Annotated in this window: 21 protein-coding genes; 12 read left to right on the top strand and 9 right to left on the bottom strand. The window is 63.6% G+C overall.

Annotated elements, in window-relative coordinates; genetic code table 11:
- Positions 1 to 61 precede the first annotated feature (61 nt).
- Entirely contained in the window at positions 62 to 685 is a 624-nt protein-coding gene (locus tag P6U29_RS25770) for a putative 2OG-Fe(II) oxygenase (RefSeq protein WP_407112896.1), read from the top strand.
- A 36-nt stretch (positions 686 to 721) separates the two neighbouring features.
- On the opposite strand, the gene P6U29_RS25765 is transcribed toward P6U29_RS25770, so the two are convergent.
- The 3 genes from P6U29_RS25765 to gspD all read right to left on the bottom strand — a co-directional run bounded on the left by P6U29_RS25765 (position 722) and on the right by gspD (position 6,334).
- On the bottom strand, positions 722 to 3,385 hold the full coding sequence (locus P6U29_RS25765; protein ID WP_407112895.1) for a spermidine synthase: 2,664 nt from the start codon (positions 3,383 to 3,385) through the stop codon (positions 722 to 724).
- Between the two features lie 122 nt (positions 3,386 to 3,507).
- On the bottom strand, positions 3,508 to 4,047 hold the full coding sequence (locus P6U29_RS25760; protein ID WP_407112894.1) for a tetratricopeptide repeat protein: 540 nt from the start codon (positions 4,045 to 4,047) through the stop codon (positions 3,508 to 3,510).
- The gene (gene gspD / locus P6U29_RS25755; RefSeq protein ID WP_407119424.1) at positions 4,019 to 6,334 is read right to left on the bottom strand and encodes a type II secretion system secretin GspD; all 2,316 of its coding nucleotides are present in this window, start codon (positions 6,332 to 6,334) and stop codon (positions 4,019 to 4,021) included. Before gspD ends, P6U29_RS25760 begins: the two co-directional genes overlap by 29 nt.
- Positions 6,335 to 6,593: 259 nt before the next feature.
- Between gspD and P6U29_RS25750 the strand changes: the two genes are divergently transcribed.
- From P6U29_RS25750 to gspM, 9 genes are read left to right on the top strand one after another with little or no spacing between them, the layout of a single operon-like run.
- A complete protein-coding gene (locus P6U29_RS25750) occupies positions 6,594 to 8,312 on the top strand; it encodes a GspE/PulE family protein (RefSeq protein ID WP_407112893.1) in 1,719 nt (572 codons plus the stop codon).
- Between the two features lie 3 nt (positions 8,313 to 8,315).
- Positions 8,316 to 9,524: a type II secretion system F family protein gene (locus P6U29_RS25745; RefSeq protein WP_407112892.1), complete on the top strand. Its 1,209-nt coding sequence runs from the start codon at positions 8,316 to 8,318 to the stop codon at positions 9,522 to 9,524.
- 18 nt (positions 9,525 to 9,542) lie between these two features.
- The gene (gene gspG, locus P6U29_RS25740) at positions 9,543 to 10,031 is read left to right on the top strand and encodes a type II secretion system major pseudopilin GspG (protein ID WP_407112891.1); all 489 of its coding nucleotides are present in this window, start codon (positions 9,543 to 9,545) and stop codon (positions 10,029 to 10,031) included.
- A complete protein-coding gene (locus tag P6U29_RS25735; protein WP_407112890.1) occupies positions 10,024 to 10,488 on the top strand; it encodes a Tfp pilus assembly protein FimT/FimU in 465 nt (154 codons plus the stop codon). Before gspG ends, P6U29_RS25735 begins: the two co-directional genes overlap by 8 nt.
- Positions 10,489 to 10,519: 31 nt before the next feature.
- Positions 10,520 to 10,879 carry a hypothetical protein gene (locus P6U29_RS25730; protein WP_407112889.1) on the top strand — a complete coding sequence of 120 codons (360 nt, stop codon included), beginning with the start codon at positions 10,520 to 10,522 and terminating at the stop codon, positions 10,877 to 10,879.
- 50 nt (positions 10,880 to 10,929) lie between these two features.
- The gene (locus P6U29_RS25725; protein ID WP_407112888.1) at positions 10,930 to 11,595 is read left to right on the top strand and encodes a hypothetical protein; all 666 of its coding nucleotides are present in this window, start codon (positions 10,930 to 10,932) and stop codon (positions 11,593 to 11,595) included.
- Positions 11,592 to 12,509 (top strand): general secretion pathway protein GspK, encoded by a 918-nt coding sequence (locus tag P6U29_RS25720; protein WP_407112887.1) that lies wholly within the window; start codon positions 11,592 to 11,594, stop codon positions 12,507 to 12,509. The genes P6U29_RS25725 and P6U29_RS25720 overlap by 4 nt, the downstream gene beginning before the upstream one ends.
- A gap of 3 nt (positions 12,510 to 12,512) precedes the next feature.
- The gene (locus tag P6U29_RS25715) at positions 12,513 to 13,574 is read left to right on the top strand and encodes a PilN domain-containing protein (RefSeq protein ID WP_407112886.1); all 1,062 of its coding nucleotides are present in this window, start codon (positions 12,513 to 12,515) and stop codon (positions 13,572 to 13,574) included.
- The gene (gene gspM / locus P6U29_RS25710) at positions 13,571 to 14,128 is read left to right on the top strand and encodes a type II secretion system protein GspM (protein WP_407112885.1); all 558 of its coding nucleotides are present in this window, start codon (positions 13,571 to 13,573) and stop codon (positions 14,126 to 14,128) included. The genes P6U29_RS25715 and gspM overlap by 4 nt, the downstream gene beginning before the upstream one ends.
- Before the next feature lie 166 nt (positions 14,129 to 14,294).
- Here the strand turns inward: gspM and P6U29_RS25705 are convergent, their stop codons facing one another.
- Positions 14,295 to 14,549 carry a hypothetical protein gene (locus P6U29_RS25705; protein ID WP_407112884.1) on the bottom strand — a complete coding sequence of 85 codons (255 nt, stop codon included), beginning with the start codon at positions 14,547 to 14,549 and terminating at the stop codon, positions 14,295 to 14,297.
- A 261-nt stretch (positions 14,550 to 14,810) separates the two neighbouring features.
- Complete coding sequence (locus P6U29_RS25700) at positions 14,811 to 15,281, bottom strand: prepilin peptidase (protein ID WP_407112883.1); 471 nt, start codon at positions 15,279 to 15,281, stop codon at positions 14,811 to 14,813.
- Between the two features lie 270 nt (positions 15,282 to 15,551).
- Between P6U29_RS25700 and P6U29_RS25695 the strand changes: the two genes are divergently transcribed.
- Entirely contained in the window at positions 15,552 to 17,723 is a 2,172-nt protein-coding gene (locus P6U29_RS25695; RefSeq protein WP_407112882.1) for an alkaline phosphatase family protein, read from the top strand.
- Here the strand turns inward: P6U29_RS25695 and P6U29_RS25690 are convergent.
- Positions 17,715 to 18,470: a hypothetical protein gene (locus tag P6U29_RS25690; protein ID WP_407112881.1), complete on the bottom strand. Its 756-nt coding sequence runs from the start codon at positions 18,468 to 18,470 to the stop codon at positions 17,715 to 17,717. The two genes, P6U29_RS25695 and P6U29_RS25690, sit on opposite strands and share 9 nt — an antisense overlap.
- 171 nt (positions 18,471 to 18,641) lie before the next feature.
- Between P6U29_RS25690 and dusA the strand changes: the two genes are divergently transcribed.
- The gene (gene dusA, locus P6U29_RS25685; RefSeq protein ID WP_407112880.1) at positions 18,642 to 19,601 is read left to right on the top strand and encodes a tRNA dihydrouridine(20/20a) synthase DusA; all 960 of its coding nucleotides are present in this window, start codon (positions 18,642 to 18,644) and stop codon (positions 19,599 to 19,601) included.
- A gap of 10 nt (positions 19,602 to 19,611) precedes the next feature.
- Here dusA and P6U29_RS25680 read toward each other — a convergent pair whose 3' ends face one another.
- The 3 genes from P6U29_RS25680 to P6U29_RS25670 are packed head-to-tail and all read right to left on the bottom strand — an operon-like array spanning position 19,612 to position 22,038.
- Positions 19,612 to 20,166: a TIGR02281 family clan AA aspartic protease gene (locus P6U29_RS25680; protein ID WP_407112879.1), complete on the bottom strand. Its 555-nt coding sequence runs from the start codon at positions 20,164 to 20,166 to the stop codon at positions 19,612 to 19,614.
- Between the two features lie 28 nt (positions 20,167 to 20,194).
- The gene (locus tag P6U29_RS25675) at positions 20,195 to 20,398 is read right to left on the bottom strand and encodes a DUF1289 domain-containing protein (protein WP_407112878.1); all 204 of its coding nucleotides are present in this window, start codon (positions 20,396 to 20,398) and stop codon (positions 20,195 to 20,197) included.
- Between the two features lie 44 nt (positions 20,399 to 20,442).
- The gene (locus P6U29_RS25670; protein WP_407112877.1) at positions 20,443 to 22,038 is read right to left on the bottom strand and encodes a sensor histidine kinase; all 1,596 of its coding nucleotides are present in this window, start codon (positions 22,036 to 22,038) and stop codon (positions 20,443 to 20,445) included.
- Positions 22,039 to 22,171: the final 133 nt, after the last annotated feature.

Here is a 22,171-nt window from a genome sequence, read left to right as displayed (position 1 = left end):
CGCGATGTCATCTTTGATCGCGCATTGTCGGCGCCGACCCAAGAATAGGTAGATTTGCGAAATGGATCAGATCGAGCCGCTTTTCCCGATCCCCTTGCTGCGTTCGCCGCGGCTGCTGCCGCAGGCGCTGAACGAAGCTGCAGTCGCGGCAATCCGCAGCGCGCGCATTGAGAACAACCTGCGCTCTGACCAGCTATTCCATACGCAGGTGGCCGATCCACGCGACAACAATCTGTTTCGCGAGATCGCTGAGCTGACCATTCCGAAACTGGCGGAGTTCGGCTACCTGCTGTTCGGCGAGAAGCTGCGCTGGACGGTCAAGGAGATGTGGACAAACATGCTGGAAAACGGCGGCAGTCAGGCACTGCATTCGCATGCCAACAGTTTTGTTTCCGGCATATTGTACCTCACGCCGTCGCACCCGGCCTGCAAGACGGTTTTCGTGCGGCCACCCGGCGGATCTGATTTCTCATTTCGCCACCACACGCGAACCGCCGCCATTGGACCTTTCAATGCCGGAAAATACGTGTTGCCGGAGGCCGAGCTGGGCGATCTCGTCCTATTCCCCAGCTATCTCTATCATGAGGTGCCAAGAAACCAGGGCGAGCAGCGCATCACCATAGCGTTCAACGCCATTCCCGACAGTCTGGATTGCTGGGGCTATCGCATCAACTTTGCACCGTGAGCCGGAGTTCGCTCCGGCGTGACGGCATCGGCATCCTCACTGTTGATGCTGAAGCGCCAGCAGCTCTCGCGCCTCGATACGTGAGGGCGCCGCCTTCTCGATTTCATGCAGCAGGCGTGTCGCCGCCGCCGGATCGGAGGCCATCAGCGATCGCGCCATCGCAATCAGCGGACGGTAGGCGGGCTCGAACTCCGGGCTAAGACGCACCGCGTTCAACAAGCCCGGAGTTGCTGCCGTGATCAGCGCCGCGCCGCGAGGATCTCCCGGCAGCGTTGCGCCGGCCTCAAGGAAGCGGTCGCGCGCGCGCCAATACGCGAGCAGGCGCGGGCCTAGCGCGTCACGACTTGACAAAGGCAAGAGCTCGGCCGGATCGGGCTGCATCGCCTCGATCACTGCAAGCAGCAATTTCCACGGTGGCTCCGTCAAGGCCTTTACGTTGCGGTTTGCGTCGAATGTGACGAAGGGGCGATCGTCGGTGTTCCGAGGTCCTGAGCCAGCGAAGGCAGACAGCGCGCGTGGTCCTCCGAGATATTGGCCAAGCAAATCCATGTCGGTCTCAAATCCGATCTGTCGCGCCATGGGTGCGATGGAGGATTTGGCGAGCCTCTGATCAAGCATACTCAGGTCGGGGCCGATGCCGCCGCGAGGGCCGATCAGGGCGAGCATCGGCGTGCGCACACTGTAGTGGTTGAGCCATGCCGATCCAGCCGGATAGACCTCCAGGAACGAGCGCACGATGGCATGCAAGGAAGGCAAGTCGAGCTGATAGAGCGGAAGCCATTGGCAGAATACGCCCCCGGGGGCCAATCTGTTTCGTATCGCTGCGAAATGTTCAGTCGTGTAGAGCGCGCCGCTCCCGTCCAGCGCCGGATGAAACAGATCCGCCACGATGACGTCGTACTGACGGCTGTCCGCCGCGACATGGCGGCGCGCGTCGGCAACCGTGATGCGAGGCACCGGACCTTTGATCGTCGGATCGGCGAACCAGGGAAGCAGCTCGACGACCTCCTTCGACAGTTCGACGCCGTGCACCGACAGTCCCGGCACCTGCGCTCCGCCGGCCAGGGTGGCTCCCGTGCCGATGCCAAGGAACAACGCGTGATGAGGGGCAGGATGCAGGAGCAGCGGCAACACCGCCTGCCGATAGTCCGACCGTGCTGAACTGGTGCCGCCCATGCGGAAACGGCCGTTCACTTCTAGATATCGCGCGCCGGAAGCATCATCGACAACGCTCGCGGTGACCATCGGACCTTCCCTAACAGCCAGCAGCGCGCCACCCGGCGGCACCCGGGTGAGGGACGGGTGAGGGAGCAGTAGGAGGATCACCGCGAACGTCGCTGGTAGCGCCGACCACATTAGTGCTGCGCGGCGCAGGGGGATCAGCAACAAATAGCCGAGCGCGACCGCAATCAGCGCGGTCCATGCGCCAAGGGCGGGAATCATCAAGATTGCCGCCAGCATAGGCGCTAGCGCCGCTCCAACACTGTTGACGCCAACTGCCCATCCCAGCGACCCGCGCTGCTCGCGCACCCGCTCTGCCAACAGACCGAACAACGCGCCCATTGCGGCCGATGGGGCCAGGAATAGCGCGGCCGCAACCGCGAGTTCTCCGACGATACCCCACGCGAGGAGGCGGTCCGTGACGCGGGCGATCGACGGCATGAACAAGGCGGTCAGCAGGCACGTGAGCGCGGTCCCTGCAAGCAGCAACCCGAGGCTCGCGTCATCGACACGGTTGCCCGTCCGTTGCCAGGCCAGGCTGCCGGCCGCGGTGCCGAGCAGATAAACCGCGAGCAACCCCGCAAAAGTATAGATCGTATCCTGCAGTACCTGCGCCGCGAGCCTGATGACAAGTACCTCGAAGCCAATTCCGAGCACACCGGTTGCAAGCAGGGTGAGGGTTAGGCGCGCCTCCAACCGTAGTCGTTCCGATCGTTGTCCGGCTTGCGAAGGCATCTCAGTGTTCCGCACGCCGAGCATGAGCGCGCCCAAGGCGCATAGCGCATTCACGCCGGCGAGACATGCAAGTGTCGCCGAAAAGCCCAAAGCCGGCAGCAGGGCGAACGTGGAAACCAACGTTCCGGCCACGGCACCGGCGGTGTTTGCTCCATAGACGGCGGCGGTTACCCGGGAGCCGTGGCGAGCCTCTCTCACCATGCGCTCGAGCGCGGTCAACGTCCCGCCCATGGCCGCGGTTGCCGGGAGCAGGATCAGAGTCGGCAGCGCAAAGCTGGCCGCCCACAGCAGCGCTGGCGCCGGTTCTGGGCCGAGAAGCGGCGCCAGGGAGCGGCCAGCCGCAGGTAACAGCCATATGCAGAGCAATCCCCACATTCCGATGATAGCTTCCAGCGCCGCGTAGGCCATTCGCGGCGATCTGGCGCGGCGGATCGGCCGGTCCAGCACGAAGGCGCCAAGCGCCAGCCCGCCGAAGAAGCCGGCGATCGCGCCCAACACCGCCATCATCTCGGTGCCGAGCGCAAGGCTCAGCTGGCGCGTCCACACAATTTCATAGCCAAGGCCCGCGAAGCCGGAGGCGGCGACTATCAACGTCAGAAGCCAGCCTGAATTGATCGATGGATGATCCCGGGCGTCAGCCGCGGGCGGCGTGAAGTCAGGCGAGGAAAGTGTCGCGCCGTTGTCGGGATTGGATTGCATCGTCATTCCGGGCGAGGGGATGTCTGCGACCGCGTTGTTGTCCATTCATCACCTGTCGGACGGATAGGGGACCATGATGGATCAACTGAGATTGTTGGCGGTTCGAGCTTTTCGCGCTCACTAGTGTTTATCGAGCCCTGTCACGTTTCTGCAATGTGACAGCAAGTTCAGGGGCGACCAGTTGCGAAACGCAGCGCCAGATGTTGTCCCTCCGCGATCTGATCCTGCGACATTTTCGAGGCGACCGCGTTGCGTAGCCGCAGGTAGTAGTCGCGATCGCGTTTCGGCGCCCGCGCGGCGGCGAGGTTCAGCCATTGATACGCCAACACGAAATCCTGCGGCACGCCATGGCCCTTGTCATAGAGCAAGCCGAGCATGGCCTGCGCGAACGGATTTCCGCGGAGCGCGGCCTGAAAATACATATCAGCAGCGGCATCATAGGCCTGCGGCACGCCAAAGCCGTTCTCCGACATGAACCCCAGCAAGGCCTGCGCCCTCGAGTTGCCACTCAGCGCAAGCGGGATCAACAGATTGACCGCACGGACATGATCTCCCCGCGCGTAAGCTGCGTTGGCGCGGGCAAGCGCGTCGGCACGCGCCGGAATCGTCCCCGTCGAGCAACAGGCGATAAGGATGAGGCTTGCCGCGAAGCGGCGCGGGCGCGCGAGCCCGAATGGCCTAACGTACCGTCGGGACCCGCAGATCATCGGTGCTCGCTCCCACGCTGCCCCGCAATTTCGACCGCAATTCCTCCGCTACCTGGTGAGCGTCGAGGCTGTCGCGGATGATCTGGGGGCGAATGAAGATGATCAATTCGGTCCGCGTTCCCTTCTTGCCTTGATGCGAGAAGGCGTCGCCGATCCCCGGAATCTGATCCAGCAGCGGAATGCCGTTGCGGTCGCCGTTTTGCTGCTCGCTGATCAGCCCTGCGAGCAACACCGTCTGTCCCGTGGCCACCGAGATCGAACTCTTGACCCGGCGTTGGGATACGGTCGGCGTTAGACTCGCAGCGGTCGCAGGCGAGACGTTGCTGATCTCCTGCTCGACGTCGAGCCTGACATTGCCGTTGACGTTGATGCGCGGGGATACCCGGAGAATGATGCCGGTGTTTCGATAGTCGATCGTATTGACGACTGTATTGTTCGTGGTCAGCACCGTGGCGCTGCCGGTCGAGATCGGCACGACATCGCCGACCTGAAGCGTTGCGGCCTGGTTGTTGATAACGACCAGCGACGGATTGGACAGTACTTTCACGCTGGTAACGGAGTGCAGCGCGTCGAGAATAGCGCTCGGCTGCGCCTCTGAGCCGACCAGGAAGTTGAACCCGGGAAAGGCGCGGTTGATAAAAGCGTTGGTGACAGCGCCCGCGACCGAGCTCGTCGTCGTGCCGGGCGCCTGGGAGGATTGGGTGTTCAGAACGGAGCCCTTGTCCGGCCGCAAGCCGAAATCACGGCTGGTCAGGTACAACTGTACGCCATAGTTCAACTGATTGTTGAGCGTGACTTCCGCGATCGTGGCGTCGATTGCGACCTGCAGAGCGGGACGATCGATCTGCTGCAGGGTGGCTTCGATGATCCTGTAGTTGCCCTGATCGGCATAGATCAGAAGAGTGTTGTTGACGGTGTCAGGCGTGATGCGTACGCCCGGCATCAGCGGCTGCCCTGTGCTGGCGGTGCTTCGGGAATCGAGCGCGCTGCCGTTGGGTGAATTCCCGTTCGCCTGCTGCGGTTGACCGAACCCTTGCGGCGTCGTCCCGCTCATGCCGGTGGACGGGCGCGCGGCGAAGCCGCCGGTTGAAGCGGGGGAGTTCGCGTTCAGCGACAGGCGGTCGGCCGGGCTGGACGTCGTCGTTGACCCCGATCCCGGCGCGAGCTGATTGTCGGCGCTTTCGAGCGAGGCCGATGACCCGCCGACAAACATTTCCGTCAGCACCTGCGCAATCTGGCGGGCCTCGCCATATTTGACGCGGTAAACGTGCACGCTGGTGCGCGCGGTATCGGCTTGGTCGAGCCGTTTGATCCAGGTGGCAGCCGTGCGCAGAAGCGCGGGCTTCCGGCTGACGACCATAATTGCATTGAGCCGGCTGATCGGCTGCAGCTTGACGAGGCTTTGGCTGAGCCCGGCTTCGCCGGAATCCATGATCTTTTCCAATTCGGAGATGATCGGTTCCGGCGCGCTGTTGCTGACCGGGAAGATGCCGACGGATTGGCCGCGCATCCAGTCGACGTCGAAGCTCATGGCGGTTTCGACAGCGGTGCGGCGCTCGCCGCCAGTGCCCTGAATCAGAAGGAGATTTCGCGTTGCATCTGCGCGGACCATGCCAGGTTTGGTGGCAAAGCTGTCCATCAGCTTCAGTATGGTCGGTGCCGACACGTATTGTAGCGGCACGATCGAGACGCCATAGCCCGGCTCGGCGCTGGCGACCTGCGCGTCCACCTGTCCGGACCCGACGGCATCGCCAAGTGGCGTCAGCCGATATCCGGCCGTGTCGCGGACCAGCACGACACCCGAGAGCCGCAACGCATTTTCGAGTACAAAGACGATGTCTGACTTGGCGACGGGGCGAACGGATACCAGTGTCACCGTGCCCTGCACGCGCGGGTCGATCGTGTAGCCGGTATTGAGGATGTCGCCCAGGACAACCTTTGCGACGGTCGCAATCGGTGTGGTCTCGAAATTGAGGTCGTAGCCGTTGCCGGACGCCGGCCGTTGCGCTCGCGCTTCCGCGACATCGGAGATGACGGTCCCCTCATAGACGGCGGCGCGGCTGCGCTCACCGGCATTGGTCTGCACGGCGTTCACGTTCTGGGTCTGCCGGGGCAGAATGTCCAGCGAGCGCACCTTGTCGAGCACGTCGACTTCCGCCGGCGGCGGAGCTCCGACGCTCACGAAATTGCACGATGACAGTATAGCTGCGGCGCAAAGTATCAATGCAGCCACGCAGATGCTGCGCGCAATCATCCGGGATCGGCGCTGATTGCCGATACGCACCATACCTTCGCCGATCCCACTCTTGAACATGCGGGTCTCGGACCGTGCCGAGGCCGATCCGGACCAGTACGCATCCCTTAAGCGGGAAGTATGACAGTAATGTTTAGCAAGCTGATGCGACGACGCTTGGTATGGGTTGTCCACGATGTCCGCGGCTTCGTACAGGTGTCACATTGGGGGTCAATAACTCTATCTCCGGCGATCATTGGCAGCGCTGGCACCTCTTTATCCGCTCACGCCAGGAGTCTGACTGGAAACAGGCATGACCGGTCATTACTCATCGCATTTCGTCGAGCATCTTCGCCGGGCTCGACACCTGAAGATGCCTCAGGCGCAAGAGGCTGAGCAGGAGAGCGGGGGCCACCACCAGGCCGATGGTCGGCAAGCCAGCTTGCCGTCCGGCCCACAGGTCAAGCTTTGGGAGGCTACCGATCTTTCGGCCGGCGAGTTCGCCGACGAGGCGGCTCGCTTTTTTGGTCTCAAACGCGTGATGCTGCAGGACTTGCTGGCATCCACACCACTGACTGCCGCGTTCTCACAGCGGTTTCTTCGGGAAACGCTGGTCTATCCTTATCGGGCGACGGAAGACAGCACTGGGCTCGCCATGGCCGATCCGGGCGATCAGGCGGCAAGGCGCGCCGCCGAAATCGTGCTGGGTCCTAACCTTCAGATTACCGTAGCCTCGTTCGAAGATCTCGGTATCCTCTTGGACCGACAGCTTTCGGACGAGGTTCTGAGCGGCCGAGACGAGGCGGACAGTCTTCGCCAGCTGCGCGAGGATGACATCGAGAGCCTGCGCGATCTCGCGAGCGGCGCCCCCGTCGTGCGCGCGGTCAATGACCTGCTCGAAAAGGCCATCGAGCTCAGGGCGAGCGATATCCACATCGAGCCGTTTCTGGCCGGCCTTGTGGTCCGGCTGAGGATCGACGGTATGCTGCGGCCTATTGCGGCGCCCACTGGCGTGCTTCCACAAGCCGTGATCTCGCGTATCAAGATCATCGCCAGCCTCAACATTGCCGAACGCCGCCTGCCGCAGGACGGCGCCGCGCGCCTGCGCGTCGGCCGCGGTGACATCGATATCCGCGTGGCGATCATGCCTACCCAGCACGGCGAGGCCGCCGTGATCCGCATCCTGCCGAAAGATCGCGGGCTGCTGGTGATCGATAAGCTCGGTTTCACGCCGACCGACGAAGCCAAGCTCAGGCGGCTTTTGAAACTGCCCCATGGCATGGTCGTGATCACCGGACCGACCGGCAGCGGCAAGACCACAACGCTCGCCACTATCTTGTCGGTGCTGAATGAGCCGATCCGCAAAATTCTGACGATCGAGGATCCGGTCGAATATGAAATCCCGGGAGTCAATCAGTCGCAGGTAAAGCCTGCGATCGGGTTGACCTTTGCGAACGCACTGCGCTCTTTCGTGCGCCAGGACCCCGACGTCATCATGGTCGGTGAGGTGCGCGACTCCGAAACCGCGCATGTCGCTGTCCATGCGGCGCTAACGGGGCACCTCGTTCTCACGACGCTGCACACGGAAACGGCAGCTGCGGCAGTGCCGCGCCTGCTCGACCTCGGCGTCGAAGGGTATTTGTTGCGCTCGACATTGAGGGCCGTCATCGCGCAACGCCTTGTTCGCCAGCTCTGCGATCGCTGCAAATCGCCGATCGTCTTGTGCGGGGATGACCTCGCCGAAGATCCGCGGCTTGCCTCGCTTGGCTTCAAGGCAGGCGAGACGATTCATCAGCCGTGCGGGTGCGAACGCTGCGCCGGTCTCGGCTATCGCGGTCGGCTCGGCGTGTTCGAGATCCTCGAGCTCGACAACGAGCTGCGCGAACTGATCGGAGACAACGCCGACGGACTCAAGATCGACCAGGCTGCGATTCGCGCCGGTATGACCACGATGCTCGACGACGGTATCGCCAAGTGCCGCGCTGGAGTGACATCGCCTGCGGAAATCCTGCGCGTTACGACCGTGAGATAGCTCGTGCCAAATTTCCGCTACCGAGCACTGACGCAAACCGGTGAACTGGTGAACGGCACAATTTCGGCGCCGACTGCCGCTGAGGTCGCGGCCCGGATCGAGTATCTTCGTTTGCTGCCGATCGAAACCGTCGAGGAGAAGCGCATCGCCTCATCCGGAGGCTGGGGCCGGTTCAACAAGCCGAGCGCGGCGGAAGTGACGACCTTTACCCGCGATCTTGCGCTGTTGCTGAAAGCGGGGGCGCGCCTCGACGATGCGCTTGAATTGCTCGCGAGCGATGCCGATGTCGGCCGCCTCCGGCCGGTGGTGGGCAAGCTGCGGGGCGCGCTGCTGAGCGGGGAGAGCCTGGCCGATGCGGTGGCGACGCACCCCGCGCTGTTTCCGCGGATGTATGTCGCGCTGGTGCGGGTGGGTGAACTGTCGGGTACGTTGGATCAGGTACTGGAGATGCTCGGTACCGAGCGCGCGCGCGCCGAACAGATGCGCCGCAGGCTTGCCGACGCCATGCAATATCCGCTCTTCGTGCTGATTGCAGCCATCGGCGTCATGCTGTTCTTCATGTTGTTCGTGCTGCCGCAATTTTCCAACGTGCTGCAGGATTTCGGCAGCAGGTCGGACTCTGCGCTCGGCATGTTTATCTCCATTTCGGAGTTCATGCGCGCGAACGGCACGGCGCTGATGCTGGCGGGCGCAGCCCTGGTCGCTGCGGCGTGGATTCTGCTGCGTCAACCAGGGACGAGAACCGGCGTCATCGGCGGCCTGGCGCGGATGCCGGGCATTGCCAGCATTTTCGGCTACTACCGGACGAGCCTCTTCTGCCGCAATCTTGGCGTCCTGCTCGGCAGCGGCGTCAGCCTGACCGCGAGCCTGCGCATCCTGGTCGACATCATGGCGGTGACCGGAGAGGTCAACGCGTGGAGCGAAGCCGCCGACCGCGTGCGGCACGGCGGCAAACTGTCCGAAGCGCTTTCGGCTTCGATGAGCCTGCCGCCGATGGCACTTCGCATGCTGCGGCTCGGCGAGGAAACCGGCCAGCTGCCGACGCTCGCCGGTCGCGTGGCGGAATTTTATGAGGCCAAACTGCAGCGCAGCCTCGACCGCATCGTCGGCATCATCGGGCCGCTGGCAATCGTGACAATCAGCGCCGTTGTCGGCGGGCTGATTGTCTCCGTGATGACAGCCCTTCTGTCGGTCACACAACTCGTCGGATGAATGTGAGGATTGGTCGCCATGTCGAAGCAGCCTTCGGTCAGAATTGCGCAGTGTGCCACTGGGGATGCGCGCCGGCACGGCGAGCAGGGCTTCACGCTGGTCGAGATGCTTGTCGTCATCACCATCATCGGCCTGATCATGGGCCTGATCGGCCCGCGCGTGCTGAATTATCTGAGCGAGTCCAAGGTCAAGGCGGCGAAGATCCAGATGCAGAGCTTTGCCAGCGCGCTCGACCTGTTCAATCTCGACACTGGCCGCTACCCGTCAACCGCGGAAGGGCTGACCGCCCTGGTGCGCCGAACGCCCGGTGTTGCCGCCTGGAACGGTCCGTACCTGAAGGGCAGCGTAGTTCCGAACGATCCGTGGAATCACCCCTACGTCTACCGCGCGCCGGGTGAGCACAGCGCCTTCGACATCATCTCCTACGGTTCCGACGGCCAGGAAGGAGGCAGCGCTGCCGCCGCGGATATCTCGCTGAACAACATGACGAGCGCGAGCAATGAATGATGTGCCGCAACGGGGCTTTACGCTGCTCGAAATGGTGTGTGTCATTGCACTAATCGCGATGCTCGCTTCCGTGCTGCTGCCGTTTGTGCCCCGTCACACCTCGCGCTCTCGCCTGCAGGCCTATGCGCTGGAAACGGCAACCTTGCTCAAAGGCGATCGAAATGCCGCTGTGGCACGCGGCGGCAATGTTGCGACGACTATTGACGCGCCCTCCCGCGCGATCCGCTCCGGCGCATCCGGCAGGATCATCCGGATTCCCGATGACGTTCGCCTCGACGCGCTGCTGCCGCAGACCTGTCGCCAGCGGCCGGCGCTTTCGACCATCAGTTTTTTTGCCGACGGCATGTCCTGTGGTGGCACGATCGCGCTCGCGCGGCTCGATACGGCTTATGAAATTCGCGTCAACTGGCTGACCGGAAGGATCGAAATTGTCTCCCGCTCCAAAATCGCCAATTGACCGGAATGAGGCCGGCTTCACCATCATCGAGGTGCTGATCGCGCTTGCGGTCGTTGCTGCCAGCATCGTGGCGATCGGATCGGTCATGTCGACCAACGCCCGAAGCGTGCGGGCGCTGGAGGATCACTTGGCGTTGATGCAAGCCGCGCAGACCGTATTGGCGACGGCCATTCCGCCGCGCAAGGACATCAGTCCCGGCAGCTTGTCCGGCCAGCTCCGCGACTACCGTTGGCAGGTTGATGTCAGCCCGCTTCGCGGCGGCTGGGAGGCCAACGACGAGCGGGTGGCCTGGATACCCGAACGGATCAGGATTCGCGTCCGCGCAACCAGCGGGGCGACGGTCGACATCGAAACCGTGCGACTGATACCGAGGCCGCAGCATCGAACATGAGCAGGAATACGGAGAGCGGCCAATCGGGATTCTCGCTGATCGAGGCGCTGGTGGCGCTTGCGCTGACCGGGCTCGTACTCTCGGCGCTTGCCAACATCACGGCACAGTGGCTGCCGAACTGGAATCGCGGCATCGAGCGCGTCCAAGAGACCGAGCAGGTCGGCATAGGCATTCAGCGGATCGCTGGCGATCTTGCGGCCGCCGAATTCGTGCCGGCCAGCCGCGAGCTGCCGCGACCGCTGTTCGACGGCTCGGCATTCGCGCTCACCTTCGTGCGCACGGCGCTTGGTCCCAACGCCGGCATCGGGCTCGACGTCGTGCGGATCGGGGAAGCTGAGGATCAGGGCCGGATGGTGACCGTGCGCTCCCGCGCGCCCTTCGGGCCATTGCCGGCCGGCGCGTCGCCGTCTGAGCAGATACATCTGTCCGATCCGGTGGTGCTGCTGCGCTCTCCCTTGCGCCTGTCTTTCTCTTACGCCGGTCCGGATCGCGTTTTCCGGGACAGCTGGAAGGGGCAGGAAAAGTTGCCGGTCACGATCATGCTCACGATACGCGACGCCGCGACCGGGCGGGTGTTGGCAGCTTCCTCGGTGGCGCCGGTCCACATCAATGCAGCGGCGGGCGACGCGGACGATGCGGTCAAGGAAAGCGCGGATGACGCTGCGAAGAACAATGGCGGCGCCAGTAACGCCGGAAGAAAGCAGGACGGATCGTGACGGGATTGGCCGGGCGCAGCGCAGGGCTGCCCTCCCAGCTAGGGTTCGTGCTGGTGGCCGTGCTATGGCTGGTGGCGGCACTTGCCGCGCTTGCGATGATCTTCTCGGCCTACCTGTCGAGCTCGGCGCGCGCGCTTTCGCTCAATGACGCTGCCCTGCAGACGGAGGCGCTGGTATCCGCAAGCGCTGAACTGACGGCCTATCAATTGCAGCTCGGCGGCGAGGAGGCGCGTCCGGTGCAAGGCGCCTTTCGGATGCGGCTCAATGGCGCCGATCTCGCTGTATCTTTTGTTGCGGAGACCTCCCGCGTCGATCTCAACAGAGCACCCAAGGAACTGCTCGAGGGCCTGCTCTCGGCGCTTGGTGCGGCGGTCGAGGATGCCCGCGAGGGTGCTGAGCGCATCGTTGCCTGGCGGAGCCGCGCGACGGCGCAGACCGCCGCAAATGAAGAAGCGCTCTATCGCGCAGCCGGCCGCGCCTACTCGCCGCGTCAGGCGCCTTTCGCGCATATCAATGAGCTCGGCCTGGTACTCGGGCTTGCCCCAGCACTCGTGCAGCGTGCGCTGCCCTTTATCACCGTGTTTAGCGGTGCGGAGGGCATCGACGCAACGATTGCGGCGCCGGAAGTCATAGCGGCCTTGCCCGGCATGACGCCGTTGATCCTCAAACAATTTCTCAGTGAGCGTGTGCAAATCGGAAGCGACCGCAGCGCCATCGCGGCGGCGCTTGGGCCGGCCAGGGCGAGCGCGACCGCAGAAAAGAGCCGGGCCTATCGCATCCTGACCCGAATCCGCTTTCCCAACGGCCGCCACACGGCCTCTGAGGTGGTGATCAGGTTGGGTGGCGACGCGGAGCTCTACCGGGTGCTGTCGTGGCAGGACGATGTGAGCGCGCAAGCGTACAGAAGGCTGTGAACGATGATATCGGAAATCAAGGAGTTGTTTGCGACGTGGACGGCAGCTGTGGCGGCCGCAATCGATGCGGTCGGTGCGAAGCTTGCGCGACGGCGACAGATCGTCTTGATCGAAGGGGAGGGGAACGGCTTCACCGCGCGGGTCACTTCGACGGGAAGGGGCGCGAGCCTGCCTGAGCTGTCGTTCCGGCTGGTGCAGAACCGCCCCGAACCTGCTGTGCCGCCTGAGTGGGTAGCTGCGCTACGTGGCAGCCAACTCGATATCGTGATGAGGCCGGATCACGTGCTGGTCCGTCCGCTCGATTTCCCAAAACAGGCGGTGGATTTTCTTGACGGCATGATCCGGACACAGATCGATCGGTTGACGCCATGGACCGCGAGCGACGCCGTGTTCGGCACCAGTCCGCCAGCGTCGCTCGCGAATGAACGGATCAGACTGATGTTGGCGGCAACGTCAAGACAAAAGATCGAGCCGCTGGTTAAACTGGCCGGCGATCTCCGCGTTTCATCCGTGGCTGGATTGGTCGACCTGCACGAGGCGGAGGGGGCGCGCATCAGGCTGTTCGAGACTCAGCCGAGCGGCTCCGGCCGCACGGTCGATGTGCCCAGGCTATTGCGGCTCGGCTTAAGCCTCGCGGTAGTTGGGGCAGTGGCCTCGCTTATTGTTTCCACCTATGTCGGTGGCATGCTCGATGCGGAGCAGCACGAGCTGCAGCAACACATCACGCAACGTCGCGCCGTCTTGCGGATCAACCAAACGGGCGGATCTGCGGAAGCGTTGCTTGCCAAGCGCAAGCAGACTACCCCGTCGAGCGTGCTGGTGCTCGAGGCGGTATCGCGTGTGTTGCCGGATACCACCTACGTGACCGAGCTGCGGGTCGAAGGCGACAAGATGCAGGTGGTCGGAATGACGCAGGATGCACCGTCATTGATCCGGTTGATCGAACAGTCGCCGCACTTCACCCGCGCCACTTTCTTTGCGCCGACCACGCGAGGCCAAAGCGATCCGGGTGAACGCTTCCACATCGAGGCTCGCATGACGCCTTACTTCGGGGACGGCTCATGAATCAGACCGCGACCTTGCGGAAACTGTTGTCCAGACCGTTTTCCGCAGCAGCACTCTACTTCACGATTGTAGCTCTCTTGGTGTTCGTGATTGTGAGCTCGATAGCCGATCTGCTTGGTCAGCGCGCCGAAGTCGCGGCATCGGCAGCGATGCTCGAACAACTCGAAGGACGACGGCCTTCGTCCGCGCGTGCCTTGAATGCCGCTGCTGCGGCGCGATCCGGCTCGCCATTCCTTGAAGGTACGACCGTGACGATTGCAGGCGCCGCGCTCTTGCAGCGTGTCACTGCTGCGGTGACCAGGCTCGGCGGTAACGTGTTATCTTCCCAGGTCGACCTGAAGGGCACGAAGGCCGATTTCCTATCCATGATCGCAAGCTGCGAGATTGATCAGCCTGGCCTGCAGCAATTGCTGTACGATCTGGAGGCCGGCATGCCGTTCCTCTTTGTCGATCAGCTGGTCGTGCAATCGCCGTCCAGTTTCTCTGGTTCCGGCGAAGGAAAGTTACGGGTGCTGCTCGCTGTCTCTGGCCAGTGGCAAGGTAGTAGTAAATGAAAAAGCACGCCACAACGGGACCACATTCGCTTTGCGCCACCTTGTTGCTGGCGTCTGCGCTCGCCGTCCCAAGCTTGGCTTTGGCGTTGCCGACGGATTTTTCCGACGCTGATGCCCCCGGTCCGGGCCGCACGGGAATAGTCTCCGACCCGTCACCCTGGGAGAATCACGCCACTCCCGGATCTGTGGTCACGCCCATGGTGTCCACCCAGGTCCCCTCAACACCAGAACGCGCGGTGAGCGCTAATCCGCTGTGGGCGGTCCCGCTCACCTCCTTGTCGAACACGCGCGAGCGGCCGATCTTTTCGCCGTCGCGGCGACCACCGCCGCCGGCGGTCGCCGCGGTGCCGGCGACAAGACCGCCACCGCCGCAGCCCAAGCCGCCGCGGATGGAGCGTCCGCCACTATCGTTAGTGGGCACGATCGCCGGTGATGATCAGAGTTTTGCGATTTTTATCGATCAGACCACCAGGGCGGCTATGCGCCTCAGGCTAGGCGAGGAGTATCAGGGCTGGAAGCTGCGCTCAGTGCACGGCCGCGAGGTCACGCTTGTGCGCGACGAGCAGAGCGCAACGCTGAACTTGCCGCAGCCCGGAGCCGGAGCGACCGCACCTGCCCGTGTCCAAGCCGAGAGCACGATTGCGCGGGGAAGCCAAAAGCCGCCGGACGGAGCCGAACAGGACTAATCAATCCAGTCGGCCTGCTGAAGCGCGAGCGCGAACACCAGGCCGAAAACAAGAAAAGGTCCGAATGGAAGCGACGTTTGCCGTGTCATGGTTTTGCCCACAAACTGCATCGCACCAGCCGCCGCGAGTGCGGACAGCGACGCAACCAAGAGCTGCATCGGGACGCCCTCAATGCCGATCCAGATGGCGGAGGCAGCAAGCAGCTTGACGTCGCCGAGACCAAGCCCCTGAACTTGCCGAAGCATGAAATAAAGTCGACGCAGCAGCCATATGACCGCGCCAACGATGACAGCTTGCGCGGCGGCGCTAAATGCAGCGGTCCCGCCATTGAGGATCGCGCTCTTGACAAGCCCGGCCAGCGCAAGCGCAAGATTTAGCCAGTCGGGAATAATGCCGCGCCGCAGGTCGATCCATGCAAGCCCTGCGCCTGCGATGCCAAGGAAGGCGAAGCTGACGGATGTGATCATAGGAAAAAGAGAGGTGCGAGAGGCTTCCCCGACCGGGTGCGGGCATGAGACTTCACGCAGGATTTGACTTGGTCGTCAATGCGTTTTTCCATCCAGCCGCGATTATCTTCGAACAGACGAATTTGTTGCGCACTTTGCCAGCTCGCGGCGGCGTCGCCGCCACTTGCGCACGTCGCCTGAACGTCACATGCGCGTTAGGCGAGCCCGTTAATCATTGCCTCTCGTTCCCGACAAATCCACGCAGTCGCGCAGCGAACATGGGGCGTTCTTATGAATTTGAAGACCTTTGTCTCGATAACGGCGATGTCGCTTGCTCTTTCACTGAACGGCGTTGCGGCACCGGCGCGCGCCAATGATGGCAGCGACCAGCATGGCCATGACCGGAAGCCGCGGCGAGTGGTGCTGATCTCGCTCGACGGTGCCAAGCCCGATTTCATTCAGAAATTCATCAAAGAGGGTGTGCTGCCGCGTGACGGCGGCCTGGCGTGGCTGAGCCATCATGGCGCGATTGCGGAGCAGAACGTGACTGCCTCGCCGTCGCTCACCGCCGTGTCGCACATCGAGATCGCCACCGGCTCGACGGCGGTTCACAACGACATTCCCTCGAATACCTTCCAGGCGATCGTCGCGCCGATCTCATCAAGCATCAGCGGCTTCGGGGCGCCGATCGGCGGCTATCGCCTGAGCCCGCTCGGGCCTACGTCGCAGCCGACAGCCGTGCCGCTGTGGGTACAACTGCGCCAGCAGGGCAAGAAGGTGATCACTGCGACGTGGCCGGGCAGCGACGGGGCCGACGTCTCCATCAACAACACGGTCGTGCAGCCAGCCCAGCCGACCCGCGTCACCGACTATACCGTGCCATTCGGGGCGTTTGGCGGCATCGGGGCGAGGGGCTTTTCGCTGTCTCAGGCCGACTTCGCGCCCGATTCTGCGACCGCCGCGGCGCTCCAGGTGGCCGGCCACTTCTCGTTCAGCCCGGTGCTGGCGACGCCGACGGCGATCGAGACGCTCTCGTGCGCGTCGGCACCGACCGCGACCTGCACCAATGCGGCCACCTTCGACGTCAAGTACGCGATCCGGGTGGCGGCGCTCGATACCACCAATGACAACACGGTGAACTACGATACTCTGGTGTTCTTCGACACGACCGGCGGGATCACGGCAGGACCTTTCCACGCGCCGTCGACCGGACCGGCCTACGCCAAGGTCGGCAGCGCGAATGCGCCGTTCTTCTTCGAGGGCAGCGGGGCCAAGGTCGGTGCGGCGTACTTCGTCTCGGCGCTTGCGCCCGATCTGTCGGTCGTGCGCTTTGCCCGCTACGGCGCCAACTTCATCCCGCGCAACGCGGCGGTGCTGGCCGATGTCGATGACATCAACAACAATATCGGGTTCTGGCGTCCGCAGGCCGACTTCCGCATTCCGGAGCGGCTGAGTCCGGGCTTCACCAACTTCCCCGATACCGAGATCGAGGCGATGTATGAGGACATGGTGAAGACCTTCGTTCGCTACCAGGCGAACATCGCCGAGCACGCGATCCGCAAGCATCCCGACGCCGACCTGGTGATGGTCTACATCGAGCAGCCCGACGGCTCCGAGCACCAATTCCTGCTCACCGATAGCCGCCAGGGCACCAGCTCGACCGACCCCAACTCGATCGGCGACAACCAGGATCCCGCCAAGGTGGCGCGGTACGCCTCCTACATCCGCTTCGCCTATCAGACCGCCGACGCGGCGGTGAAGCAGATCATCGATGCGGCGGGCCGTGACAGCAACATCTTCGTGGTGTCGGATCACGGCTTCGCACCGTTCCACACCTCGGTCAGCATGACCAACGTCCTGCGCAATGCCGGCATCGACACCAGCAAGGTGGCGATCCGTACCTCGGGCCCGGCTGTCAATATCTACGTCAATCTGCAGAACCGCGAGCAGGGTGGCACCGTCGATCCGGCGACCTACAACGCGCTGGTCACGCAGGTCGCCGACGCGGTGAAGAACGCGGTCGATCCCAACCCGCGGTTCAACTTCTCGCTTAGGAAGGGGCGGATCTTCACCGTGGTCGAAACCCGGCCGCTGCACTGCGAGGATGGCACCGGGTTGTGCACCAGCAAGACTATCGGCCAGGATTTTGGCGACGTGTTCGCGCTGATGGCCCCGGGCTACAATTTCGACGGGATCCAGAACCCCGGCGTCGCCCGCCTCGGCGATGCGCCATTCAATGCGGCGACGACCACGCTGTCCATGCCGAACTTCTACGGTGCGCATGGCCACGATCCCGAACTGACGGCGATGAGCGCGACCTTCATCGCCGCCGGCCCGCAGATCCGCCCAAGGACCACGATCTCGCGCATGCGCAACGTCGACGTGGCGCCGACGATCATGCGGCTCCTCGGTGTCAAGCCCCACCAGGTCGACGGCGAGGTGTTGCAGGAAATCCTACGCTGAAAAGCGGAGCCGGCCTCGCGTGAACCGTTGGCTCACTCTGGTCTTTCTTTCAAAGGGTCGCTGGTCGGGCGCAAGATGCGAGGCGACGAACAAGACGTGATGTGTGCTCAGATCCAGCACGATGGCCATCGTCTCGCGGTCGCGTGCCGGTAGCATCGCCACGATGAGAAGTACGTCAGGTGCAGCGTCGACCACGTCGACGGGGCACTCGCCGCTCTTGTCCAGCGCATGGCCGGGCAGGCCCGCCACCGCAGCAGGCCGCCGGTTAGGAACTCGAGCATCGCCTCGCCATCGACTTCGAGCGATATTTCCAATGTGTGGCCCTGCAGACGATCGGTGCTGGCCTGGCGGTTCACCGAGAGGCCGCTGGCGACTGCGTTGGAGGAGGGCGGAGCTGCCGATGACGCGCGGTGGCTGATCTCGGCGTCGGCCGGAAAGCGTTCGCCGACGAGGCGCTCCGACCCCCAAGGCTTCCTTTAGTGCCTCCAATACTGCTGCCTTGGAGCGGCGGGGAGGGCGGCCGACCTCGTGCATGTCCTCGATGTGCAGATCGATGATATCACCGAACGTTTTTGCTTGGACAGCGGCGCGGGGCTTTGGTGATCCACTGCGGTCGATATTGCGCTCCATATCGAGCGCCCAGTCTTCGCCGTCCTTGCGCCGGCGGAAGGTCTCTGACACGTAGCGGTTCTTGCGACGGACCTGGACGCGCCAGTTCCCGGAAGGCAATTGAGTGAAGCTGGCCACGGCCGTGTGCACTCCCTATTTCGTGTGCGCTACGTGTGCACTGAGAGGTCAAAACAGGTACAAACGTGTGCAATTTCGACTAGTTTGGAGTGCACATGTTCCGGGTTCATCCCATTGAGAACATAAGGTAAATCATTGAAATCGCAAGACTATCGATTTTCTGTGGCTCCGATGATGGATTGGACTGACCGGCATTGCCGGGTGTTCCACCGGCAACTGACGCGGCGGGGGTTGCTCTATACGGAGATGCTGACCACCGGCGCAATCATTCATGGCGATCGGGAGCGGCTGCTTGGGTTCGACGCGTGCGAGCATCCGGTGGCGCTTCAGCTTGGCGGGTCGGATCCGCAGGAACTGGCGCAGGCCGCGCGGATTGGCGAGGCGTTTGGCTATGACGAAATCAATCTCAATGTCGGTTGCCCGTCCGATCGCGTGAAGGACGGCCGTTTCGGCGCCTGCCTCATGGCGGAGCCGGAGCTCGTGGCGAGGTGCGTTAATGCCATGAAGCGCGTGGTCGCTGTCTCCGTCACGGTGAAGTGCCGCATCGGCATCGACGACCAGGATCCGGAGACCGCGCTCGATGCGCTCGCGCGTGCGGTGGTGGCGTCCGGCTGCGATGCGCTGATCGTGCACGCGCGCAAGGCCTGGCTCAACGGCCTGTCGCCGAAGGAGAACCGCGATATCCCGCCGCTCGACTATGATCGCGTCTATCGGCTCAAGCGCGCGATGCCTGGTGTGCCCGTCATCATCAATGGCGGCGTTCGGAGCATTGACGAGGCAAAGGCGCATCTTGCCCATGTCGACGGCGTGATGCTCGGCCGCGCCGCCTATCAGGAGCCGTGGCGGCTGCTCAGCGTCGATGCCGACATCTTCGGCGAGGCGGCACCGTACGCCTCCATGCAGGACGCACTCGAGGCGATGATGCCCTACATCGAAGAGCAGCTGTCGCGCGGCACCCGGCTGCACGCCATCACGCGGCATTTCGTCGGCGCATTCCACGCCGTGCCTGGCGCACGGGCGTTCCGACGCCATCTTGCCGAGCAAGGGGTGAAGCCGGGTGCCGGTCTCGACGTGCTGCGCGATGCGATCGCGCGCGTCGGAGCAAGCGCGCCGGCCGAGGAGGCGGCGTAGCCATCCCCTGCTAGTCTACCGCCGTGCGCGAGCGGCGAGGACTGCTCTGAAGCTCCGGATACCCGGTCAGCATCAGCGTGTCCGCGCGCACGCCCCAGCTTTGCAGGCGGTCGAGGAAGCTCATGCCGAGCAGATTGGTCTTCATCTGGCCGCGTTGCACGACGAGGGCCGGCACCGACTTCTCGACCAGCTTGCCGACGGCGAGACGGTCGAGCGTGAGCCGGGCCGCCTTGGTGTGGCCGCCCGCGGTCTCGAGGTCGACATCGTATTCGAGCATCTCGAGCGGCAGCCCGATCGCCTTTGCGGTTTCCCAGGTCAGCACCACCGACGTCGCGCCGGTATCGATCACCATCGGTGCGGTGATGCCATTGATCTTCGCGCGCAGCGTGAATTCGCCGCCCTGGCCGCGGGGGATCTGGACGGCCGGCGCCGGGGAGGCGGCCTGTGCGCGAAAAATGTGAGAGACCTTGTGGCTGGCTCGCGCGATCTGGTCGGGATCGCCATAGGCGACGACGGCACCTGCCGTGCCGGCGAGCATGATCAGAACGAGCAGGAGGCGGATCATCGCGCGCCTCCGAACGTACGCAGGCGGATCAGATGCGTTTCGACGCCGCCGCAATCGGCGCAAGTCCAGCCTCCGCCATGCGCGCCGGCAAGAGGGCCATGATCGCGAGCCGGTCCGCGCTCTCCATTGCGTGCCAGCGCGCGATCTCGGGCAAGGTCCGCCCGCAGCCGAAGCACAGTTTGGTCTTGGGATCGATCATGCAGACGGCGACGCACGGCGTTTCTTTGCTCATACGGACATAGTGAGGGATGGTCGGGCATGTCTGCAAGCATCTGGTTAGGAGCCTGTGCCAGCGCTCATGATCGGCTTGTGGCGCGGCCGGCGTTTCTCGTCCGGCAGGACGGAACTCTCCGGCTGGAGCGGCGGAGAATCATCCGACAGCGGCGCCAGCGCGCTCATCACGCGCTCCGGCGGGAAGGTGACGATCACCTCGGTGCCGATGCGTAGCTTCGATTTCAGCGTGAACGTGCCGCCATGCAGGTCGATCAGATTCTTAGCGATCGGCAGGCCGAGGCCGGCGCCCTGTTCGGCCGACTTGATCGAATTGGAGCCTTGGCCGAACGAGGCGAGCACGACCGGAATCTCGTCCTCGGGGATGCCGGAGCCGGTATCCTTCACCGAGAGATATTGTCCGCCCGAGGCGGTCCATCCCGCCTTGAGCCAGATCTCGCCGCCTTGCGGGGTGAACTTGATCGCGTTGGAGAGCAGATTGAGCACGACCTGGCGGATCGCGCGCTCGTCGGCCCAAAGCCGCGGCATCGCCTGCTCGAACACTTCGTGGATGGTGATCCCGCGGCTCGAGGCACGCAGCTTCATCAAATGATGGCAGTCGGCGACGATGCCGACCAGCGACACCGCTTCCTCATTGAGTTCGTAGCGGCCGGCCTCGATCCGCGACAGATCGAGGATCTCGTTGATGAGGTTGAGCAGGTGCACGCCAGAATTATGGATGTCCGCCGAGTACTCCTTGTAGACCGGCACCGCGTGCACGCCGAAGATTTCGCTCTTCATCACCTCGGAGAAGCCGAGGATGGCGTTCAGCGGCGTGCGCAGCTCGTGGCTCATCTGCGCGAGGAAGCGCGACTTGGCGACGTTGGCGGCTTCGGCGCGGTGGCGCGCTTCGTCCGAGATTGCCTTGGCCTGTTCCAGCTCGCCGATCAGCGCATCCTTCTCTGCGCGGGCTTCCAGCGTGGCAAAGGTTGAGGAGTGCAGGCGGTGCGCCAGCAGGACGAAATAGCCTTCGGCGGCGAGCGCCAACGCGGCCAAGATGTAATTGTCCAGCGAGCCGGTCATCACGAAGCTCAGGGCCATCGCGACCGCGACCGGCGCCGTGGCGGCAAGGGCTGCGATCGGCAGATTGGCAGCGAGCATGCTCGATACTGCGATGACCAGCAGCATCAGGAACATCATCAGCGTTTCCGTGACCATGTCGAGCACGGGATGGATCAGGATCGCCATCCAGCACAGGCCATAGAGCAGGTCGAGCACGACGAAGCGCGTGCGCCATGCGCGCGTCGCGGCAGGCGAGGCGGGCTCGGTGAGGAAGCGCCGGCAACTACGGATCATGGCGCTGTGGATGCAGAGCATGCCGGCGGTCCAGGCCGCGGCCGGGATCGGCGGCATCCACAGCCCGAACAGCACGCCGGTAGCCACCACCAGCAGCATCACGACATAGGAGGCAGACAATCGCGTCTGGGCGTATTGCCGCAGCATCTCGGCGTCGAAAGCCGGCCGGGTTCCACTGGTCGACGTTAACTTGTCGCGCGCCTCGCGCACCCGCTGCGCCGCGGCCCTTCGGCTGCTCGCCGATGGCGCGCTCACCGGTTCGGCCGGAAGCTGCACAACCTCGGGCTTTTCAGCGGGGTTACTCATCAAGCAACACGATTCCTGCCCACGCCGGACGCGGGCCTTCTGCATTGTCTATCTGTGGCAAGAAATCCTTAAGAGCTGACTTAAGGAGCTAAAGAATTACGTTAACCCGGCGTTAATTCGAATCTCGCTTGCA

Origin of the sequence: Bradyrhizobium sp. LMG 9283, assembly GCF_045571415.1 — a bacterium.
Taxonomy (GTDB): domain Bacteria; phylum Pseudomonadota; class Alphaproteobacteria; order Rhizobiales; family Xanthobacteraceae; genus Bradyrhizobium.
Note: the sequence above shows the minus strand (reverse complement) of the source record. Positions and strands in the feature narration are given on the sequence as shown.